Source organism: Photobacterium indicum, from assembly GCF_003026215.1.
GTDB lineage: Bacteria > Pseudomonadota > Gammaproteobacteria > Enterobacterales > Vibrionaceae > Photobacterium > Photobacterium indicum.
The window spans coordinates 117,020-137,531 of the sequence record NZ_PYOC01000003.1 but is presented as its reverse complement, the minus strand read 5'-3'; the positions used below and the strand labels follow the sequence as shown (position 1 = coordinate 137,531).

The window sequence follows — 20,512 nt, the reverse complement described above, 5'->3', positions numbered from 1 at the left end:
CTTTGTTTCATTATTTTGAAAGTATTATATTTTTTTGCGTGGGGTGCTGTCACATTCTAAAGACTTTAAGCTAATGTCGATACTATCTATACCCAAGCTATCTCAATATGCAGGATTCAGAGTGATATTCGCGTATTTGATTCAAGGAAAATGTGTGTAGAAATGGCATTCTCTTTCAAATGCTTGATACTTCTCACTTTGTAATTATCCGTAGAAAAGAACTGTTACATATACACGATTCATGCTGGATAAGACTTACTTTTCCCTGACACTAATTGCTGATTTGTACGTTTAAATATCCGTATAAATAAGAAAAGTGCGCAAGGAATTTGAGCATGCAATACACCGAACAAGACCGTAATATCTTACATGACACATGGATGAGCTATAAAGCAAAAATGCGGATAACCCAGATTGAAATGGCAAAACGTTTAGGGGTAAGTCAACTTGTATTTTCTGATATTTTAAGAGGGAAATTACCTCTAGAGCATCAATTTGTGACTCAGTTTTGTGGCTTCATTGATGTGGACCCTGCGTTAACACTGCCGTCTTTACGTAATAAAGTTGGGGCATCGATGCCAAACTCTGTCACAGTAAAGAATACGTATATACTTGATGGTGATATAAAAAAGGTGTATTACACTGGTAATCAGCTTGTCGTTGAATACGAACATAATGTAAGCGAAACTGCAGCGTAAATTGAGCAACCACAACATTATGTCAGTGATACTTTTTGTTGAACAATTTTGATTTATTGATGAAAGAGCCCTTAAACAAACTTATTTGATTATACGAATAAGTTTGTTTAAGGGCTCTTTGATATTTGTTCTTTATCGTACCTGCTAGAATCTTATTTTGAGCTGGTACTTTCCCACTCTGGTACAAGGCAATATAAAAGCCCTGCGCAGATAATTGAGCTTAACAAATCTAAAGGCCAGTGCATGCCAATCCAAAGGCGGCTTGTTCCCACACCTGTTGCCCAGACTGCTATTAGCAACGCAGGAATAATTTGTTTTCTTCGAAAGAAAAAACCACCCCAAAATACAACACAAATTGCGGCAAAAATCGTATGTCCAGAAGGCATTGAATAGTTCGTTTCACCTTGCCAGTGACGAATGCGCCAGTCACTCACATTTTCTTTTGCCTGTTCAACAACCTGATCTTTTCCTGCAGCATCTAATTGATAAAATTGCTCTACAGAATCAACCAAGCCAAGTTGTTGAAGTTCATAAGTATAAGGGCGGGGTACTTCTGTTATATGCTTCAAGCCAGTTTTAGCCGCAAAGCTTAGCACGAGTAAAATACCAAATTGTATCCATAGTTGAAGCATCTGTTTTTTAGGAAGCTTCATGAAGATAGGAAGGGCACACAATAACGCAGTTGTTATTAAGAAATACGGGCTACCTGCTGAATCAGTCAGCACGGTATTAAGCAGTCCAATACCGTCGTTGACATCACCCGTAAGCGCAGGGTGTTGAAAAAGAACAATAACCGTGGTCATTAAGACAGCAAACACAAGTAGTGCACTTAGCCCCGGGATTTTTTTTGCGATAAAAGAAGATACTAGCATTTGATTATATTTTTCGTTAAACAGACGTGAATGGTATCAGAGGGTAGACTTCACAAAGTAAAAAAAGTGTCATATTTTGTGATTTAAAATTCATATGAAAAATTTCAGGTCTACAAATCATAATTTTACGCTTGTTTTTATAAGAAATGACGATTTGTGATAGTCTCATTTTGTTACCACGCCGTTGTGGTTCGCAATGAAAGAGATGAAGAATAATGAAAATAGCGGTTATAGGTTTAGGTGATATTGCGGTTAAAGCATATTTACCAGTACTAACGCAACGAGATGGCATTGAGTTAGTTTTTTGTACCCGTAATGAACAGCGATTAAAACAGTTGGCGAATACGCATCGAATCACTGAATACTGTACAGACTATAAAACATTGATTTCACACCAATCGACTGACGGCAGGCGTGGTATCGACGCAGTCATGATCCACAGTGCAACATCATCGCATTATGAAATTGCTCAGTTCTTTTTATCTCATGGTATTCCTGTCTTTGTCGACAAGCCTTTATCTGATTCTTATCAAGAATGTGAAGCGCTATATGAAATAGCAGAACAACAGAAGCAACCCTTATTCATGGGGTTCAATAGGCGTTACATACCGCTTTATAATACCTATCTCGATGGTGTACAACGACATGATTCGGCACAATCTTCTTCATCACCTAAGCCGTCATTAATGTCTTTGCGCTGGGAAAAGAATCGTCACAACTTACCTGGAGATGTCCGTACATTTGTTTTTGATGATTTTATTCACCCGTTAGACAGTATTAATGTGGCAAGCAATGTGACCGTAGACGACTTACATATACTGACTCAATTCGATACGAATCAGCTGGCACGTTTAGATGTTCAATGGCAAAAAGATAATGCCATTTTCCATGCTTCAATGAATCGTACCTTTGGTGTGACGAAAGAGAAGGTCAGTGCAAATTATCGCAATACGTCTTACGAATTCGATTCATTTGTTTCTGGTACAAAGTGGGAAGGCGGCAATGAGCAGCGGATTTATTTACCAGACTGGACACCAATGTTAACGTCGAAAGGCTTCACTAGCATGATAGAGCATTGGATCTCCGTCATTGAGCAAGGCAAACAAGATAGCTCTTTAGTTGAGAGAAACTTAAGTACCCATTATTTGTGCGGTCATATCTGCCAGAAGATTGAAATGATGAAGCAGTAATTGTTCGAAAGAATTATTAATGGTTTGGCGGTTGATTGTTATAAGCGTCATTTAGAGATAAATGGCGTTGTCTTATGCATGTTCGTAAGTATCCTCTTTAATTCTGAACATAAGCTTTCTATCAACCTTATTTTTATTTCTCATTTGGTGATGTTAATCGCATTTATGAGGTTAAATATTTTTGTTTATATTGCTAATGCACTAGAAGGAATGCTGAACATTTATAACTTTATCACTTACTTGGTTGATTATTAATCAACAAGGTCTTGGTAAGTATTATATTAACATCTTCACCTTTTCGTGATTTTCTTAAATTACAGCTAGTTATCATTTTTTCTTCTTAAATTTCAGACCTTGATTAGTAATTTTTAAATAAGTTCAATGATGTGTTTTCATTCTGTTTAGAGTTACTTGAGTTTTTGAACAGTGTTCTTTATCCTGCTGTAAACATTCACAGTTTATATGTTTATTTCAAAGAGTATTAAAAATTAAATATAAAACTTGGTTTATATAAGACAGGATTCTTTACATGCTTGATTCTTTTAAAAGACGTTCAGGGATTTTTTACCCTATTTTTACAACGTTCATTATTTGCCTTTTCATTCTAACATTTTCTCGGGTCGGATTAAGCCTGTGGCAGCATGATCGCGTTAGTGATGCTACTGGCTGGTCTACTATTCTGCTCAGTGGTTTACGAATTGATATTTCGAGCCTCTGCTATTTACTGATATTGCCTGCATTGTTGACATGTATAATATTAACAAAGGGAACTGTAGGACGGATATGGTTGATTATTTTACGGCTATGGATTGTGGCGAGTTTATGGTTTGTTGTATATATGGAGCTTGCGACGCCATCGTTTATCATGGAATATGATGTTCGTCCTAATCGTTTGTTTGTGGAATACCTTGTTTATCCCAAAGAAGTTTTTGGTATGCTTTGGAGTGGTTATAAACTAGAGTTATTTATTGGCTTTGTTGTATCACTTATTACTGTTGTCGGTGGTTGGAAACTGAGTAAGCATCTTGTATCCAATCTCAGCTACCCTCGTTGGTACTGGCGTCCTGTTCTCGCTGTTTTCATTGTTGCTATTGGTGTGATAGGTGCGCGTTCTACATTTGGTCATAGGCCTTTAAACCCTGCAATGGTTGCTTTCTCCAGTGATCCATTAATGAATGATCTTACACTTAACTCTTCGTACTCCTTGTTATTTGCGGTTAAACAAATGAGCTCAGAAGATGATGCGTTTAAGTATTATGGAAGTATGGACTCTAAGAAAATTATTGGGCTGGTCCGTCAATCGACAGGTATACCTAACGATAAGTTCTTATCTGATTCAATGCCGACATTAACAACTCGTGAAGCAACCTATAAAGATAAGCCTAAAAACTTAGTTATTTTGTTACAAGAAAGCTTAGGCGCACGTTATGTGGGTGGGTTAGGGGGATTACCTCTTACACCCAATATTGATGCATTAATGCAAGAAGGATGGAACTTTACGCGAATGTACGCAACGGGTACACGTTCTGTTAGAGGGATCGAAGCGGTAACAACGGGGTTTTCACCCACTCCTGCTCGTTCAGTTGTTAAACTAGGTAAAAGCCAGACTAATTTTTTCACTATTGCAGGTTTGCTGAAACAGAAAGGTTATCAGACCCAGTTTATCTATGGTGGTGAAAGTCACTTTGATAATATGAAGACTTTCTTTTTAGGTAATGGCTTTGTTGATATGCAAGATTTTCCGACATTTAATAACCCTAACTTTGTTGGTTCTTGGGGGGCATCAGATGAAGACTTATATACGAAAGCACATCAGCAATTCACTGAATTTAAAAAAAAGAAGAAACCATTTTTTAGTTTAGTATTTACATCATCAAATCATAGCCCTTTTGATTATCCCGATGGACGAATAACACCTTATAATTCCCCTAAACAAACCCGTGAGAATGCTGCGAAGTATTCGGATTATGCATTGGGTGAATTTATAAAGAATGCGAAAGCGTCAGATTACTGGAATGATACTATTTTTGTTGTTGTTGCCGATCATGATTCGCGGGCATATGGTAATCAACTTGTACCCATTGATCATTTCAGGATCCCTGCGGTCATTTTTGGTGGTGGTGTAGAACATAAGAAAGATAACCGTTTAACCAGTCAGATTGATTTACCGCCTACATTGTTGTCGATGATAGGTATAGACAATACAAGCCCGATGATTGGGCATGATATGACGAAGAATATTGACGAATCAAAACTTCGAGCAATGATGCAGTTTTATAAAAACTACGCTTGGATGGACAATAATAATAATGTTGTTATTTTTCAGCCAGAAAAAGAAGCTGCTGGCTTTCGTTATGATGAAAAAACAACGCAATTATTAAATAAAGAATTACCTGAGAATATGATTGAAATGGCAAGGGCGAATGCCTTGTGGGGAAGCTTGGCTTATAAAAATGATTACTATCAATCCCAAACAACGCAGTAATCATTTGAAATAATAAGTTATGTTGTTAAAAACGCGTTCATTTTTTTGAAGGCGTTTTTTTGTGCAATAGGCTACACAAAGCGTGATGTTTGCAGCATTGTTGCATAATAACTCGGTTCAAATCACGCTAAACACAAATAAATCAGTATTATAGAGCACTTCTTATTATTGATTTGTGGTAAAGCTCAAGGGTTAACGAAATGGATCATTGTCGATATAGTCTGTATTCGCATGATGGTGAGAGTATCTCGCTCATTGATAGCTATGATACTTGGGCCGATGTAGTATTAAATACCTCTGGGATTAATTTACACTTTGTAAAAGACCACACCTATATTGTTGATCATCATGCGCTTGAAGGCGATGATGATGTGTTTGTTGTTAAGCTTTCGCAAGGCATAAAAAGTACTGGGCATCGACGCCAATGCTATCTTGATGATTTATTTTTAACACCGATTAATTCGTTAGAAATTGGGGAATTAACTGAGCTATTGCCTATTCCAGAAGCGAAACTTATTTTAGTGCCCTTAGCTGACTCGAAGCCTGTTTTAGATGAGTTGTTGCATAAAGATGGGAATGAGCAGATAAATGCACAATTGAGCGATATGGTGGCTATTCGTTATTCACCAATAACTCGCTTTTTAGACCCCAATAATGATGTTTGCTTGCAATTGTATATAGGAAGTAGCGTTGTCGCTATCGCAAGCTTTAGCCGTTACGTTGAAGATCACCGTTTCCCTTTTTCAAAACATGAAATTAGCTATGAACTCGCCTTGCATACTGTATTTGTTAAACCAGAGTATCGAAATATTGGTTTAGCAACATCATTGAGTAAAGCAATTATTGCGATCGTAAAGCATGATATGAAAAGAACTCAAAAAGTGCTGAGTGTTGGTAACTTGAGGCTAAGCCCATGGTTTTCTGCCATTGCTTTAAGTGCTGGTGGAGAAGCGATTTGCGATCAAATAAGTGAAGCGTTTGTCGAGGCTAACGAAGATGTATTCGATGAGTTAGAGGAAAAAGGGCTCAAAGTGACTTATCAAGAGCCGATTATTTGTGTTGAAAGCCTCGTTTAGTTGTTATACCCAGTTCGCGCTTAAATAACGATATAGCCTGATTGATATCGTAAGCCATTCTCACGGTCATGAGCCAATAGAACGGGCCCATCTAAATCAACGATCTCAGCACGGGCTGCAATTGGCAATGCGGCTTCCATTGCAAGTGATGTTCCCAGCATACAGCCCATCATAACGGTGAACCCCATTTCAATAGCCTTAGATTCCAGCGCTAGGGCTTCAGTTAGTCCGCCTGTTTTATCTAGCTTGATATTGACCATTTCATAGCAACCTAACAACAGTGCTAAATCTTGGCTAGTATGGCAACTTTCATCAGCACACAGTGGTACAGGGTGAGGAATACCTAACAGTTTGTCATCTTCACCTTTAGCGACTGGCTGTTCGATCATAGTAATATTTAATTCGGCGAGTTGGCTGAATATGGCGCTAAGGTCTAATTCTCCCCATGCCTCATTCGCATCTAAAATAATTTTAGTATCAGGTGCTATGACTTGAATCGCTGTGCGTATCGCTTTAACACGCTCAATGACTTGTTCACTGTCTAGCTTCACTTTGAGTAATTTTGCGCCTAGCTCACAATACTCTCTAGCTTGTTCTGCCATGATCTCCGGCGTATCAATTGATACTGTCATTGCCGTGATAATATTTGATTGAATACCAAAGCTCTGTATCGGAAACTCGATGCCTTTTTGCTGTTGTTCTAAGCGCCATAGTGCACAATCAATAGCATTACGAGCAGCACCTGCTGGTAACAATTGTGGCAGAGACTGATGTAACTCGAGGTTATATAAATTAGAGCTAGATAAATCTGAGTCATGTAGGCTGGAATGATGCTCTGCATGATTGGCAACATGCTTTATTTGTTCGATAACGGATTCAACCGTTTCACCATACCGTGCGTAAGGCGTACATTCACCTTCTGCGATAATGCCGTTGTGTTCAATGGTGACTTTTACCACATCAACATGAGTACGTGACCCTCGGGAAATAGTAAATGAACGCGCGAGAGGGAATTGCTCGTGAATAGCTGTTATTTTCATTATATCCTGCTCGTTTTAATGTGCTATTTGTTTAAATTAAATGCAGTTTGTCGACAATGCTAGACACACCAAAGCGTACAGGGTCTGTTACTGGTAAGTTGTATTCAGATGACCATTGGTGGCATAGCTCAAGTGCATCTTGTTCAGAGATTGCGGATGTGTTTAAACAAATTCCAACCCATTGTGCATTCGGGTTTGTGAGTTTTGCAGCTTGAAGGTTAGCGTTTAAAACATCATGAATAGCTGGAATTGGCATATGAGGTAAATGGCGAATATGTTGACGGCCGATTTCATGACACAAAACTAACGCATCAGCCTGAGCACCATGTAATAACCCTAAGCTAACGCCTGCATATGAAGGATTAAATAATGATCCTTGTCCTTCTATCACATCCCAATCGTGGTCAAAGAAAGCAGGGCTAATTCGTTCTACAGAGCCTGAAATAAAATCAGCAACCACTGCATCAATTGAAATACCTGAGCCTGTAATTAAGATCCCTGTTTGGCCTGTCGCACAAAAGTTGGCTTTTATTCCTTGTTGATTCATTTCTTTTTCAAGGGCTAACGTGGTATACATTTTTCCTACAGAACAATCTGTCCCTACAGCCAGTAAGCGTTTTCCTTCTCGTGGCTTACCATTACCTACATCCAGGCTTTCATCATAATGGCGAACATCAAACAGTTGGCATTGATGCTTTTTAGCAAGTGAATTTAATGAAGGAAAATCCGTTAAACGTTGGTGCATGCCTGACGCAATATTAAAGCCTAGTTTAAGTGCTTCTTCTAGGGTATTTACCCAAGAGGCAGGAATGTATCCGCCTGCATTTGCAGTACCAATCATTAGGGTTTTAGCACCAAGTGCTTTGGCTTCTTGTAGTGACAGGTCATCTAAGCCAAGTGAGACAGTTTCATCCGTAAGGCGAATTTGTCCGACACAAACATCAGGGCGCCATTGATGGATACCTTGTGCTGTTTTAGCTGAAAGCGGATCGGTAACGTCGCCTAGAAATAATAGATATGGCTGAGGGATCTGCATTATACATCCTTGAATTAATAAGTTGGCTCAGTAGAACCAAAGTATCGCCTTAGGCGAGGGATGTAACGACAGTAATATGAACGATTTAAATTGCCGAATACTTATATAGTAGAAGGGTATAACATCGTGTTATAGGTGAAGAATTAGGTTAACCTGACAGGGCACAATTTTTTAGTGTTATACCGCGTTTATATTGGCTTGATGATGTTTGATCGTAACTGAGAAACAAACTGCTGAGCCGTTATATTCAATGGGCTGTGATCTGCAAATAAGATGGAAACAGAAAAAGAGATATCCGTTTCAAGTTTGAACTGTTTGAGTTTCCCTTCGTATAGTGTCGCAGTCCAAGGGTCGACAATGGCGATACCAGCCCCCTGCAATACGAGTTCTGCCGCCGCGCTATAAGTTCTAACAACAATTTGAGGCTGGTAACTGGGGTCAATTTGATGAATAGCCTGATTAAGGGCATAACCCAAAGGGTCTCGTGAATCTAGCCCGATAATTTTTGGTGACGGTGTCACGTTGTTAAGTAACAGCTTTGACAAGCAAACGGTGTTTGACTGTACGGATTTTAAGGTCGTTGCATCATTAAGATGACAAACCAAAATCATCTTATCTGATAAAAGGTGCTCGCAGGTAATCGCTGGTGGTGTGCTATTACCAAAGCAAATGGCTAAATCTAACTGGTTTTGAATTAAACTTTGGCATAGGCCATCACGGTTATCTGTGGCGAGCTCTATAGATAGGTTGGTATCTTGGCATACATCTGCAATCGTTGGTGTCAGTAATGAAGTGGCAAGAATCGGTGTTGCGCCAATGCGAAGGTGCTGACTGCCTTTTTTTATCTTATTAGTGAGCGAGTGTAAATTACCGAGTTGTTGATAGATTTTTTCAGTTTCGGGTTGTAACTGTCGAGCTTCTTCTGTTGCCACCAACCGCCCTTTAATACGTTGAAAAAGAGCAAAACCGAGCTGCTGTTCTGTGTGAGAAAGAATACGCGTAACGTTAGGCTGCGAAACATGAAGCATGCGTGCCGCACCAGATACAGATCCTGACTTCATAATGGCGTAGAAAACTTCAATTTGTCGTAAATTCAACACTGAGTCCTTTCTGTTATCACGTATCACAATACTAGCTGAATTAGATTATGACATATAAAGAAAAAGCCTGTAAAAACAGGCTTTAGTATTCTTTATTTGCTCAAATGTCGCAATGACAAAAGATTTTAAGCAGCAATATTTAAGAATCGATTTTTGCGCTCGTTAAAACGATTAACTAAATCATCAATATCATTCTGGCAATATGGCTTCAAGCCACTCATTACCATGCGTTTACGTCCTGTGCCAACCACTTCACCATTTTCTTTGAAGCAGAACAGTAGGGTAACGCTACCACGCTTACCTTCAACAGTAATTTCAGAACCCGTTAGTTCTACTGTTGGTGCCGAGAAATCAAGGCGCGTGAAATCAAGCTCCATACTTTCATAGATAACCAATGGGCGAGCAGGGTTAATCATGATTTGTTTTGATTCCATTAACGGAACCATGATGTGCGGAAAGTTCATGCCAGAAAATTGCACATAGTTTTTCGTTACCTGACCAATAAGCTCTTGATCGTTTGTTATTTCACCTTCACGGGTGATATGCAGGTATTCCTTACCTTTTTCATCAATTAATGACATGTCGGTATCAGACTTGGTATCAATACTTAATGCGATGCCATCATTAATCATGCCTGCAAATTCGAAACGCATTTTTTGGCTTAAACCTATTTTTGATAGTACAACAGAAAAAAGTAGATCGCCTGGTACACAAAAACGTTTGTTATCTTCATCGTGGATAGGGTTGAAATCACCTGCAATTTTTTTTGCGAAGTGGCTTGCTTGCTCACGAGTAAAAGAGAATTCACCGTTTTGTTCTGAATAATACGAGTCTAAAAACATGCTTAACTTTTTAATACCTAAGTGATTAACTGCATCCCATTCTACATGAGAAAACAGTTTAAATGGTCTAGCCAGATGTTCTGTTTAGAAAACAAACAGCCTGTTATACCTAAGAGTATGACAGAAAGTGAAGTATATTTACGCGTTGATAATCATTCTCTATTATATCTATCAATTAAACTGAAAGACGATTGAGTATTTCACGTGTAAATTAATGACTTACAAACACTTTAAAGCTTGTGCCCTAGATAGATATTTGAAAAATCTTTATGTTGAAAAATATCAACGAGGCTTGAAGGGAAAAATAGTAGGCTTGGAAGATCATCCAACTTTATCCATTCGTATCCAATTTGCGCGGGATCCATCTTATGGGGCTCGTAAGTAAAGATAGGGTTAATACCTTCTACGAATATTTCTACTTGGTGGAAATGATTGGGAAGGTAGCTTGTTGGTTGTCTATCTGATATTAAATCTCGTATACATAATACTTTCCCCATTTCAGCTTGTAAGCCGACTTCTTCTTTGATCTCTCGGTGAAAAGCATCTTCTAATGTTTCGCCATGCTCAACGCCACCACCTGGGGTTATATACCAAAAGCCGCGATCATCGTGATGTTTACACAGCAGTATTTTATCATCTTTATAAAACACAGCGCGTATTGAAAGTCGTGGTGACATCAGTTTTCTGTCTATTTTCGGGTTAATATCGACCCAAACTTGAAATTAATGAGAATATAACCTTGATTTATATAAGGATAAATGAGTTTTACAGTGCATCTACTAGCATAGTTATGTATTATTCGCGGCGCAAACATAATAAAAACAGGTCAATACCGAATTTTAGGCTAGGGTTGCTTTATCTGAGAACGATATAAAAATAGTGCAAATTATACTTCAAATGCATTTTTGTAGATTGAAGAGCAGCACACAACATCAACTTCTAACGTGTAGAAGACTCAGGAAAAATAAAGCAGCACGGAAGCTGCAAACAAAAAAAGCACCAGTATTCGAGGATACTTTCCTCGAATACTGAGTGCTAATAATGTACCAGTTAATACTGAGTATGCGTTTGCAGCTTTTTAAATTCGACTTTTCAGCGGAATCACACGTACTGTATCACCCACTTCAGCATTTGCCTGCTCGGGCAATACTTCCACTAAGCAATTTGCTTCACTCATCGAACGTAAAATACCAGAACCTTGCTGCCCGGTTGATTTAACCGTTAAGCGGCCATTAGCATCAAAGCTGAAAATACCTCGCGTATATTCAGTGCGGTCAGGACGAGAGCGGAAGCGTTCTGAAGCTATAGCATTCAATACTTCGGGCTGCCAGTTATTGATACCTTGAAGCTTGCGAATAGCGGGTTCAACGAACTGAAGGAAAACAACCATGACTGCAACAGGATTACCAGGCAGACCAAAGAAAGGGGTATCTGCTATTTGACCAAATGCAAGAGGGCGACCTGGACGCATATTGATCCGCCAGAAATTAATGAGTCCAAGCTTGTCTAATACGGTCTTAATGTAGTCAGCATCACCCACCGATACACCACCAGATGATAAAATCAGATCCGCTTGCTCGCTGGCTTTTACTAATGTTGCTTCTAGCGATGCTTCACTGTCTTCAATAATGCCTAGGTCAATAACTTCACAACCTGCTTGCGTTAGCATGGCATGCAATGTGTAGCGGTTGGAGTCGTAAATGCAGTTTGTTTTTTGCGCTTCACCTGGGTGTTGAACTTCATCACCTGTTGAGAAGATGGCAACACGAACAGGCGCGTTAATTTTTACACTATCAATGCCTAAAGAGGCGAGCATACCTAATTCTGGCGCTTCAATTTTTGTGCCTGCCGCGATAGCTGTTTGTCCTAGCGCAAGATCTTCACCGGCTTGACGTACATTTTGACCTGCATATATCGGTGACATATTCAGATTGAACGTGACGGCGTCACCTTCTTGTTCTGCTTGCTCACGCATCACGACAGTATCTGCATACTCGGGTACGGGTGCACCTGTCATGATGCGAACAGCTTGGCCTTTCTCTAATGGGGTATCATAGCTATGCCCAGCCATCACCTGCGCGACAACGTTATAGTTATCTCGCTCTAAATCATCGCCACGAATAGCGTAACCATCCATTGCAGAGTTAGTGTGTTGCGGCACATTGACAGGAGATAAAATGTCGCGTGAGACAATTTGACCCAATGCGGATTTTAGGTCGACTTTTTGTGTGTTCTGTAACGCCTCAATTTGGCTGAGAATACGATCTCGTCCTTCATCGACAGACAACATACCACTCGGTGTTAAATCGCCACACAATAAGCCTTGTTTGTTTTCTTGCGTGTTTGCTTTGAAATCTTTGTTATCTTTTGCAAAGGCAACGACAAAATCAGTGAGCTTTTCAAGGTTGTTTATATCAAGTTTAGGCAGCGTTGTATCGGCATCAACATTAGCAGCAACTGCAATAATATTGCTGTCATCTGGGTGCAACCAAGGTTTGCCTACTTCTTCACGATGTAATTCAATTTTAGGAAAACTGAGTTTTTTAAAGCCTTCAACTAAAATAAGATCCAGTTGAGTTTGGTCTAACTGTGCAATCAAGTAGGGAAGGGATGCTTCATCATCCGGTGTTTCAGTCACCAGAGCGCGACGATAGCGCGATGAAATTAGCATCTGACTTGCTCCTGCTTTGCGTAAGCGGTAGCTGTCTTTACCTTCTTGGTCGATATCAAAATTATGATGGGCATGCTTAATAACAGCAACACGAATACCGCGTTCAACCAATTTAGGCAGCATCGCTTCTAAAAGAGTTGTTTTGCCTGTTCCGCTATAAGCCGCGAAGCCTAACAATGGCAGAGAAGCGTTAAATTGACTCATAATGTCTGTCCAAATTGTTGTAGTTCTTCGGGTGTATTTAAATTTACAAAAGCGTTTGGCTGATCGCTAAAATCGACAGTGATCATGTTGCACTGGCGGTAAAGTAAGATGATCTTTCTATCGCCATTGGCTAGAAATGCTTCTAGCTTCGGTAAGATACGACGGTGAACTAGAGTAACTACGGGCTGAATGTGATCGCCATCATGCGCTACTGCAATGTCTGTGTTTTCTGAGCAAGCATTGGCCATGCGTTCGACTAAGTCGTGAGGTAGTTGGGGGCAATCGCAGGGTACAAAACCAATCCACTCATCATCTAAGTGGTGAATGGCAGCATGAATACCACCTAAAGGACCAGGGTAGTCTTGAATATTGTCCCCAAACACAGAACCGTACTGTGAATAACGTTCTTGATTACGGTTTGCGTTAATCGTTATCGATGAGGTTTGTGGAGAGAGAGTGCCGATAACGTGCTCGATCATTGCTTTGCCTGTTAATTCAACCAGACCTTTATCATTGCCGCCCATGCGGCTGGCTTGTCCACCCGCTAAAATTACCCAACTTGTTTGTTCAGCCGAAGGCATAATCGTCCTTATCTTTGTCTTTTGTGACGAGCTGTAAATCTGCTCGTTCTATTAATTTTGTATTGCTAATAGTCCATTGACGACGACAAAGTGCAGTAAGTGCATTCTGTTGGTGACTCGTAATAACCAATGTCGAACCGCGTTCTAGCAAATCTTTTGCCAGAATAACCTGCCGTTCGATCGATTCTTTATCAAGACTAGCACTGGATTCGTCCATCAAGAGTACACTGGGTTTTAATACCCATGCGCGTGCCATTGCGACGCGTTGTCTTTCACCGCCGGATAACACCGAAATGTGTTCATCAGCTAAGGTTTCTAACCCTACCATACGTAAGGCATTTATAGCTTCACTTCGTCGTGTTTGGCGGTCTTTAATGGCGAACTTTAAACCATAACAGACATTTTCAAATACAGAACCGTCAAACATATAAGGTGTTTGGTGCATATAAATAATGCCACCTTTGGTATTGCCTTTAAAAAGACGATGGAGCAATGATTGATTTTGAAGGTTCATTTTGCCCGTTGTGGGTTTTTGTAACCCAGACAAAATTTTCAATAGTGTGGTTTTTCCTACACCATTATCACCCGTTAGATAAATTGCGTCGCTAGGACCAAGCGTGAGATGAGGGACATGAAAAAGCAAACGATCTTTAAATCGCATTGAAAGATCATGTGCTTGAATTGAAACTTGAGACATCACCTGTTCCTCAACTTAATTGGTACGCAAGTGGGCTTTCCCACGAGCAACAGATAAAATGAAGTTTAGACCTAATGCGAGAATCAGTAATACCATGCCTAAGGCAACACCTTGGGCGAATGCACCTTTTGAGCTTTCAAGGGCAATCGCTGTGGGAATATTACGGGTCGAATTTAAAATGTTGCCACCGACCATCATTGAACAACCGACTTCGGTAATGATACGACTAAAGGCTGCGATAACTGCGGCAAGCAGTGGAAAGCGTGATTCCCACATCAAGCTCATTAATGCACGTGGCAGGCTAGCACCCAGCGTTAAAGCGGTTTCCCATGCTCGACGATCACTATTTTGAAATGCGGCATGCATCATAGATACAAGAATGGGAAAACAGATCATGATTTGACCTATGATCATTGCTTGCTGCGTAAACAGCATTTTCCAGTCACCCATAGGACCAGAACGCGATAGCATCATATACAGTAATAAACCAATTACCACTGTAGGAATGGATTGGAATGTATTAAATAGAGACAAGATAAGCCAACGCCCAGGGAACTTCCCATAGGCGAGGGCAAAACCAATCACTAAAGCGGGTATCAGCACAATGCTAATAGCCAGCAAAGAAACGGAAAATGAAACGCCAACAATGCCCCATAGTGCCATGTCGCCACTGAAGAGAAGTTGAACTGCTTGTTGGGTCGTTTGCCAAATATCCATTATATTTACGTTTTTTCCGTTTCAATGTGTTTAGTAAGAGATAACACTTTTATTGAACAACAGCATTAGCAACGAATAGCTGCTCACCGTGGCGCTGGTAGCTATTGATCATAGCTTGCGCTTTAGGGTTAACTAACCAGTCACTGAATGCTTTAGCACCTTGGTAGTTGATGTCTGGGTAACGGCTTGGGTTAACCAGAATAACTTGGTAAGGGTTAAAGAGACGTTTGTCACCTTGAACTAAGATTTTTAGATCCAGTTTGTTCTCGTAAGCTAACCAAGTACCACGGTCGGTTAATGTGTAAGCCTGCAGTTCAGATGCCATGTTCAATGTTGGCCCCATACCTTGTCCTACTGCTTTGTAACCACCGAAGTTAGGCTCAATTTTTGCTTGTTCCCACAAACCTAATTCTTTTTTGTTCGTGCCTGAATCATCACCGCGTGAAATAAAGGTAGCGTTGTAAGACGCGATGTCTGTAATTGCTTTGACAACGTCTTTATCAGTATCGATTTTGGCTGGATCCGCTTTTGGACCGACTAAAACAAAATCGTTATACATTAGTTTACGTGGAAGTACACCAAAACCATCATCCACAAATTTTGCTTCAGATTTAGGTGCGTGAGTCATTACTAAATCAACATCACCATTTTGTCCCATACGCAGTGATTTACCCGTACCTGCAGCTAAAACATCAACGGTATAGCCAGTGTCTTTTTTAAATTCAGGCAGTAGGTAATCTAACAAACCTGAGTGATAAGTACTGGTTGTTGTCGCAAGGCGGATTTTCATGTTTTCCTGTGAGTTGCCTTGCGAACTGTCTTGCGCATAAACGCTTGCCGTTGAAGCAAGGGCTAGAGTCACAATCGACGTTTGAATAAATGTCATCGGTTTTACAGTCATAAGTCTTCCTGACGAAATAAGTTACATTATTTATAATGTATGAAATTAATAATACGCATGCATTTAGGTGCTTAAAAAACAGCACTCATTACCAACTTATAAGCAAATCAGATGCCAAGTTGTAATTTCATGGAACAATAACGCTTTTTCAGTATTTAACTTAATGATTTAAAACAATAAATAATCCAATAGTCAGGCTGTATGTCATAAATGTATGAAACAGCTTTGACTTTGTTGACCTCGATGAGACAAAATGTCGCAACTATTAAATCATTGCTGTTGTTTATTTTATGTCTGAATTTTCTTCTTCTCTCTCTTGGGCTGCCGTATCTGTACTGGTTGTTGATGATGAACCGGGTATGCGTGCTATTTTAAAAAAAGCATTAAGTAAAAAATTTGCTCAAGTCGATACCGCTGGCAGTATTGAAGAAGCAGAAGAACTCCGTAAACGCTGTCATTTCGATTTACTAATTGTAGATATTAATTTACCCGGACGCTCAGGCATTGAGTGGCACGAGGCTTTGGACCCATCAACCCGCCGCAGTGATGTGATCTTCATGACGGGGTATGCCGATTTAGATACCGCGATTAAAGCGCTACGTGCCGGTGCCTCTGATTTTATTTTGAAGCCATTCAATTTAGAACAAATGATGCAATCCGTTAGCCGTTGTATTGAACGTCGCCTAGTAGAGCGACAAAATTTTGCTCTTCAGCGAGATGTTGAACGTACATTCCCCGTAGATATTATTGGTGACGCGGTAAAAACCCAACAGATGAAGAAATTGATCGCACAGGTTGCTCCCTCTATTGCAGCTGTTCTCGTCGAAGGTGAATCTGGTACGGGGAAGGAATTAGTGGCACGTGCATTACATCAATTAAGTAAACGAACGGGTCCTTTTCTACCGCTAAATTGTGGTGCGATAGCACCTGATTTATTAGAAAGTGAGTTGTTTGGCCATGTTTCAGGGGCTTTTACTGGTGCCAAAAAAGGGCGAGAAGGTTTATTCCGTGTGGCGAATGGGGGAACGCTTTTCCTTGATGAAATTGGTGAAATGCCCCTTTCAATGCAATCGTCTTTATTACGCGCCTTAGAGCAAAAAGCGATTCGACCTGTAGGTGCAGAGCGTGAGGTGCAAGTCGATGTAAGGATCATCGCGGCTACCAACCGAAATTTGAAAGAGGAAGTAGACGAAGGGCGCTTCCGTCGCGATTTATATTATCGATTAAACGTATTAACGGTCGATTTACCCGCCTTGCGGGATAGAGTGGAAGATATTCCTTCTCTGACCCATCATTTTACCCAGCAGCTAGCCAAAGATTTAGGCATGAAGACCATTAACTGGACGCATGAAGATATTAAAGCCATGCAAGCGTATGACTGGCCCGGAAATATTCGAGAGCTTCGTAATATGATGGAACGTTGTATTTTACTGGGTAAGCCGCCAGCAGAATACTGGCGAGATCTACAAGGTGATAGTAATCCTCTGCCAAGGGCTGCAAATACAACATCTGATGATATCAATGGTGAAGTCGTTAAAAATGTAAGCAGTGATTGCCGTTGCTCCTCAATTTATGACGTAGAAGGAGACCAATTCTGTTATCCAACCAATTGGACATTAAAAGAGGTTGAAAAAGCGCATATCATGCAGGTTGTTGATTCGCATGAAGGGAATAAATCAGCCGCTGCTCGTCAGCTTGGTGTTGCGCGTAAGACATTGGAACGTAAATATAAAGAATGGATTGACGAAGAAGTCTTATGAATTTAAAACACCTAGTGCTGAAGTGGGTACGCCGATTTAGAACGATGGTGCGTTATCGTTTATTGGTGCTTACATCTGTACCCATTATCATTACATTGCTTGCCTTGATTGCATTGACTATGTATTGGACTGTGACTTATACATGGCAAAGTGCATTGATGAATGTAAGAGCCGATCTCGCTGTCGCACACCATAGTATGGAGTTGCTGCAAAAAGAACAACGAATGCGCTTAATGTCGTTGTCATCGTCTTATGATTTTCAGACATTATTACGAACCGATGAAGCAAAGTTAAGTGATTGGGTAAGTACTCAAACGTCAAATTATGAGTTGGATTTTGTTGTACTGCATCCCGCTTCTGCATTAGGTGAATTTTCAAAAGTAAATCGTCGATTATTACTGAAGGGCAAAGAGCAAACGTTCTTTCAAGTATTGGATGGGCAAGCATTAGAAAACCTTAACCCTAATCTTCCTGCAAATGCAGAAATACCTTTAATAAATGAAAGTGAATTTGAGTCAAGAGGCTTAATTAGCCGTAGTCTCATTCCAATTTTTAATGAGAAAAATCAGCTTCAATGGATTGTTGATGGCGGTATACTTTTAAATAACAGTACCTTACTTGTTGATCGCATTCGTGATTTGGTTTACGCCGCAGATACATTGCCTGCAGGAAGTATTGGCACGGTTACGCTGTTTATGGATGATCTTCGTGTTAGTACGAATGTACCGCTTGATAGTGAAGCGCGTTATGGTCGTGCAATTGGTACGCGAGTTTCTGATGAAGTAAAACAGCAAGTACTGCTTGCGGGGGAGAACTGGGTAGGGCGGGCGTTTGTTTACGATGACTGGTACGTTTCTTCCTACGAGCCACTACATGATCATGATGGCAATGTGATAGGCATGCTGTATACGGGTTACCTTGAGTGGCCGTTATTAAAAACGTTTTTAACCAATATTATTGAGTTAGGTATTGGTATTGTAATTGTTCTATTACTTTCTGGTGTGGTTGTTTATCGTGGTGCGCGTGATTTATTCCGTCCAATTGAAAAAATTCATAACGTAGTCAAGGCGGTGCAAGTTGGACTTGATCGCCGTATTGGCTCCTTAGATCTGTTTAAAAACCACGAGTTACAGATTCTTGGCCTACAGTTTGATTCAATGCTTGATCAGCTTCATCAACGTAATGAAGACATTAAAAAAGCATCTCTTGAACTTGAAGATAAAGTGCAAATTCGAACCCGTAGCTTGCATGAAAAAACAGAAGAGCTAGAGCAACATATCAAATTGTTGAATCAGGCGAAAATCAAGCTGGTGGCAAGTGAAAAACTGGCAGCACTCGGTGAGTTAACGGCGGGAATAGCGCATGAAATTAATAACCCGACAGCTGTTATTTTAGGCAACGTTGAATTGTTACAACTGGAACTCGGTGATGATACTTTGCGCGTTAAAGAAGAGTTAGATGCGATTCATGAGCAAATAGACCGGATCCGAAATATTACTCGAAGCCTTTTGCAGTATAGCCGTCAAGGTGGCGTACAAGATGAAATTACGTGGCATCATGTCAATCTCATTGTTGAAGAAAGCTTAACTTTAGTACGTTCTGGTACCAAGTCTTATGATGTGAAGGTTGAAGCTCAGCTAGATGCTAAGTGTTGCATTGAAGCGAATCGACACCAACTCTTACAAGTATTAATTAATCTACAAATGAATGGCGTTCATGCAATGGACGACAAAGGCTTATTGAAAGTCAAAACAGAAGATTGGATTGATCAAAGTGGAAAAGTATTAGGGGCTGTGGTGCGTGTTACCGATCATGGCTGCGGTATCAGTAAGGAAAACCTTAAGAGAATCTTTAATCCATTTTTTACGACGCGTAGAAGTGGAACAGGATTAGGACTGTCTGTTAGCCAAGGTATTATTAGCGAAATCGGCGGTGAAATTGAAGTGCAATCTGAATTAGGTAAAGGTTCAACCTTCTCTATATATTTACGAGAGAAAGCGACATCGACTAATGATCTAATGTTAGATGTTGAAGCTAATTAATTAGAAGATTACGATGAGAATGTCATGCTACAACCTGATTAATGATTTAATTAAAGCAGAATTGTAAGCTGACACACTACATCGTTAGAATTTCATTTTTACAGTACTATTTTACAGTGTAAGAATTAAGAGTGATGCGCTGATTACTAGAATCCAGCTATCATGCTTAGCCCGATAACCATAAATACTGTTGCGACAAGTGAAATTCGAGAGATAAGACCTAGGTTAGTTGGAACAATCATTTCTTGATGCTGCATAGACACTCCTTAATGTGACAGTATTATGATGAAACGATTAAATTTCATCTTGAATTCATTATAGGGTAAAACACCATCATATTGTTGCTCACAAAGTAAGGTTCATAAAAAATTCTTATTTCCGCTCGTAAAGTGCGCAACATTTTTTCACAATACAATAATAATGCTATAACGTAGTGTGCTTCTGTTCATATTGTTTTGATTTACTTGTTGTATATCATTACGTTAGTTTTTATTTGTGGGTTTTTTATGGCTTTGGTGGTTTTTTTAGAGCAACCACTAGAATATGACTGTAATCGACGAGTGTACTCTAGGGCGTGTTGACGTTTTCAGACTTCACAGG

General features: G+C 39.9%; 17 protein-coding genes. 6 read left to right on the top strand and 11 right to left on the bottom strand.

The window, feature by feature from the left end; all coding sequences use genetic code 11:
• Window positions 1-335: 335 nt before the first annotated feature.
• The gene (locus C9J47_RS11060; RefSeq protein WP_107253587.1) at window positions 336-698 is read left to right on the top strand and encodes a helix-turn-helix domain-containing protein; all 363 of its coding nucleotides are present in this window, start codon (window positions 336-338) and stop codon (window positions 696-698) included.
• Between the two features lie 152 nt (window positions 699-850).
• Here C9J47_RS11060 and C9J47_RS11055 read toward each other — a convergent pair whose 3' ends face one another.
• Complete coding sequence (locus C9J47_RS11055) at window positions 851-1,570, bottom strand: phosphatase PAP2 family protein (protein WP_107253586.1); 720 nt, start codon at window positions 1,568-1,570, stop codon at window positions 851-853.
• A 215-nt stretch (window positions 1,571-1,785) separates the two neighbouring features.
• Between C9J47_RS11055 and C9J47_RS11050 the strand changes: the two genes are divergently transcribed.
• From C9J47_RS11050 to C9J47_RS11035, 3 genes are all read left to right on the top strand, one after another.
• Entirely contained in the window at window positions 1,786-2,760 is a 975-nt protein-coding gene (locus tag C9J47_RS11050; protein WP_107253585.1) for a Gfo/Idh/MocA family protein, read from the top strand.
• A 529-nt stretch (window positions 2,761-3,289) separates the two neighbouring features.
• The gene (locus C9J47_RS11040) at window positions 3,290-5,245 is read left to right on the top strand and encodes an LTA synthase family protein (RefSeq protein WP_107253583.1); all 1,956 of its coding nucleotides are present in this window, start codon (window positions 3,290-3,292) and stop codon (window positions 5,243-5,245) included.
• A 200-nt stretch (window positions 5,246-5,445) separates the two neighbouring features.
• Window positions 5,446-6,321: a GNAT family N-acetyltransferase gene (locus tag C9J47_RS11035; protein ID WP_107253582.1), complete on the top strand. Its 876-nt coding sequence runs from the start codon at window positions 5,446-5,448 to the stop codon at window positions 6,319-6,321.
• Between the two features lie 20 nt (window positions 6,322-6,341).
• Here C9J47_RS11035 and dgcA read toward each other — a convergent pair whose 3' ends face one another.
• The 10 genes from dgcA to C9J47_RS10985 form a co-directional block, all read right to left on the bottom strand.
• A complete protein-coding gene (gene dgcA, locus C9J47_RS11030) occupies window positions 6,342-7,361 on the bottom strand; it encodes an N-acetyl-D-Glu racemase DgcA (protein ID WP_107253581.1) in 1,020 nt (339 codons plus the stop codon).
• Window positions 7,362-7,392: 31 nt separating this feature from the next.
• Window positions 7,393-8,397 (bottom strand): N-acetyltransferase DgcN, encoded by a 1,005-nt coding sequence (gene dgcN, locus C9J47_RS11025; protein ID WP_107253580.1) that lies wholly within the window; start codon window positions 8,395-8,397, stop codon window positions 7,393-7,395.
• A 188-nt stretch (window positions 8,398-8,585) separates the two neighbouring features.
• Window positions 8,586-9,494, bottom strand: a complete 909-nt coding sequence (locus C9J47_RS11020) for a LysR family transcriptional regulator (RefSeq protein ID WP_107253579.1) — start codon at window positions 9,492-9,494, stop codon at window positions 8,586-8,588.
• A gap of 128 nt (window positions 9,495-9,622) precedes the next feature.
• Window positions 9,623-10,339 carry a DUF3581 domain-containing protein gene (locus tag C9J47_RS11015; RefSeq protein ID WP_107253578.1) on the bottom strand — a complete coding sequence of 239 codons (717 nt, stop codon included), beginning with the start codon at window positions 10,337-10,339 and terminating at the stop codon, window positions 9,623-9,625.
• Between the two features lie 230 nt (window positions 10,340-10,569).
• Window positions 10,570-11,016, bottom strand: a complete 447-nt coding sequence (locus C9J47_RS11010) for an NUDIX domain-containing protein (RefSeq protein WP_107253577.1) — start codon at window positions 11,014-11,016, stop codon at window positions 10,570-10,572.
• Between the two features lie 401 nt (window positions 11,017-11,417).
• Window positions 11,418-13,214: a bifunctional molybdopterin-guanine dinucleotide biosynthesis adaptor protein MobB/molybdopterin molybdotransferase MoeA gene (locus tag C9J47_RS11005; RefSeq protein WP_107253576.1), complete on the bottom strand. Its 1,797-nt coding sequence runs from the start codon at window positions 13,212-13,214 to the stop codon at window positions 11,418-11,420.
• Window positions 13,211-13,795: a molybdenum cofactor guanylyltransferase MobA gene (gene mobA, locus C9J47_RS11000; RefSeq protein ID WP_107253575.1), complete on the bottom strand. Its 585-nt coding sequence runs from the start codon at window positions 13,793-13,795 to the stop codon at window positions 13,211-13,213. Before mobA ends, C9J47_RS11005 begins: the two co-directional genes overlap by 4 nt.
• Window positions 13,782-14,492, bottom strand: coding sequence for an ATP-binding cassette domain-containing protein (locus tag C9J47_RS10995; protein WP_107253574.1), 711 nt, complete (start codon window positions 14,490-14,492; stop codon window positions 13,782-13,784). The genes mobA and C9J47_RS10995 overlap by 14 nt, the downstream gene beginning before the upstream one ends.
• Before the next feature lie 15 nt (window positions 14,493-14,507).
• Window positions 14,508-15,209 carry an ABC transporter permease gene (locus C9J47_RS10990; RefSeq protein WP_107253573.1) on the bottom strand — a complete coding sequence of 234 codons (702 nt, stop codon included), beginning with the start codon at window positions 15,207-15,209 and terminating at the stop codon, window positions 14,508-14,510.
• A gap of 49 nt (window positions 15,210-15,258) precedes the next feature.
• Window positions 15,259-16,110: an ABC transporter substrate-binding protein gene (locus tag C9J47_RS10985; RefSeq protein ID WP_107253572.1), complete on the bottom strand. Its 852-nt coding sequence runs from the start codon at window positions 16,108-16,110 to the stop codon at window positions 15,259-15,261.
• Between the two features lie 290 nt (window positions 16,111-16,400).
• On the opposite strand from C9J47_RS10985, the gene C9J47_RS10980 reads away from it, so the two are divergent.
• Window positions 16,401-17,870, top strand: coding sequence for a sigma-54-dependent transcriptional regulator (locus C9J47_RS10980; RefSeq protein WP_107253571.1), 1,470 nt, complete (start codon window positions 16,401-16,403; stop codon window positions 17,868-17,870).
• On the top strand, window positions 17,867-19,912 hold the full coding sequence (locus C9J47_RS10975) for a sensor histidine kinase (RefSeq protein ID WP_107253570.1): 2,046 nt from the start codon (window positions 17,867-17,869) through the stop codon (window positions 19,910-19,912). The genes C9J47_RS10980 and C9J47_RS10975 overlap by 4 nt, the downstream gene beginning before the upstream one ends.
• Window positions 19,913-20,512: the final 600 nt, after the last annotated feature.

Excerpts from the sequence above, each read along its gene's own strand:
- C9J47_RS11060 (WP_107253587.1), top strand. The coding sequence starts at position 336 with ATGCAATACACCGAACAAGACCGTAATATCTTACATGACACATGGATG.
- C9J47_RS11055 (WP_107253586.1), bottom strand. The coding sequence starts at position 1,570 with ATGCTAGTATCTTCTTTTATCGCAAAAAAAATCCCGGGGCTAAGTGCA.
- C9J47_RS11050 (WP_107253585.1), top strand. The coding sequence starts at position 1,786 with ATGAAAATAGCGGTTATAGGTTTAGGTGATATTGCGGTTAAAGCATAT.
- C9J47_RS11040 (WP_107253583.1), top strand. The coding sequence starts at position 3,290 with ATGCTTGATTCTTTTAAAAGACGTTCAGGGATTTTTTACCCTATTTTT.
- C9J47_RS11035 (WP_107253582.1), top strand. The coding sequence starts at position 5,446 with ATGGATCATTGTCGATATAGTCTGTATTCGCATGATGGTGAGAGTATC.
- dgcA (WP_107253581.1), bottom strand. The coding sequence starts at position 7,361 with ATGAAAATAACAGCTATTCACGAGCAATTCCCTCTCGCGCGTTCATTT.
- dgcN (WP_107253580.1), bottom strand. The coding sequence starts at position 8,397 with ATGCAGATCCCTCAGCCATATCTATTATTTCTAGGCGACGTTACCGAT.
- C9J47_RS11015 (WP_107253578.1), bottom strand. The coding sequence starts at position 10,339 with ATGTTTTTAGACTCGTATTATTCAGAACAAAACGGTGAATTCTCTTTT.
- C9J47_RS11010 (WP_107253577.1), bottom strand. The coding sequence starts at position 11,016 with ATGTCACCACGACTTTCAATACGCGCTGTGTTTTATAAAGATGATAAA.
- C9J47_RS11005 (WP_107253576.1), bottom strand. The coding sequence starts at position 13,214 with ATGAGTCAATTTAACGCTTCTCTGCCATTGTTAGGCTTCGCGGCTTAT.
- mobA (WP_107253575.1), bottom strand. The coding sequence starts at position 13,795 with ATGCCTTCGGCTGAACAAACAAGTTGGGTAATTTTAGCGGGTGGACAA.
- C9J47_RS10995 (WP_107253574.1), bottom strand. The coding sequence starts at position 14,492 with ATGTCTCAAGTTTCAATTCAAGCACATGATCTTTCAATGCGATTTAAA.
- C9J47_RS10990 (WP_107253573.1), bottom strand. The coding sequence starts at position 15,209 with ATGGATATTTGGCAAACGACCCAACAAGCAGTTCAACTTCTCTTCAGT.
- C9J47_RS10985 (WP_107253572.1), bottom strand. The coding sequence starts at position 16,110 with ATGACTGTAAAACCGATGACATTTATTCAAACGTCGATTGTGACTCTA.
- C9J47_RS10980 (WP_107253571.1), top strand. The coding sequence starts at position 16,401 with ATGTCTGAATTTTCTTCTTCTCTCTCTTGGGCTGCCGTATCTGTACTG.
- C9J47_RS10975 (WP_107253570.1), top strand. The coding sequence starts at position 17,867 with ATGAATTTAAAACACCTAGTGCTGAAGTGGGTACGCCGATTTAGAACG.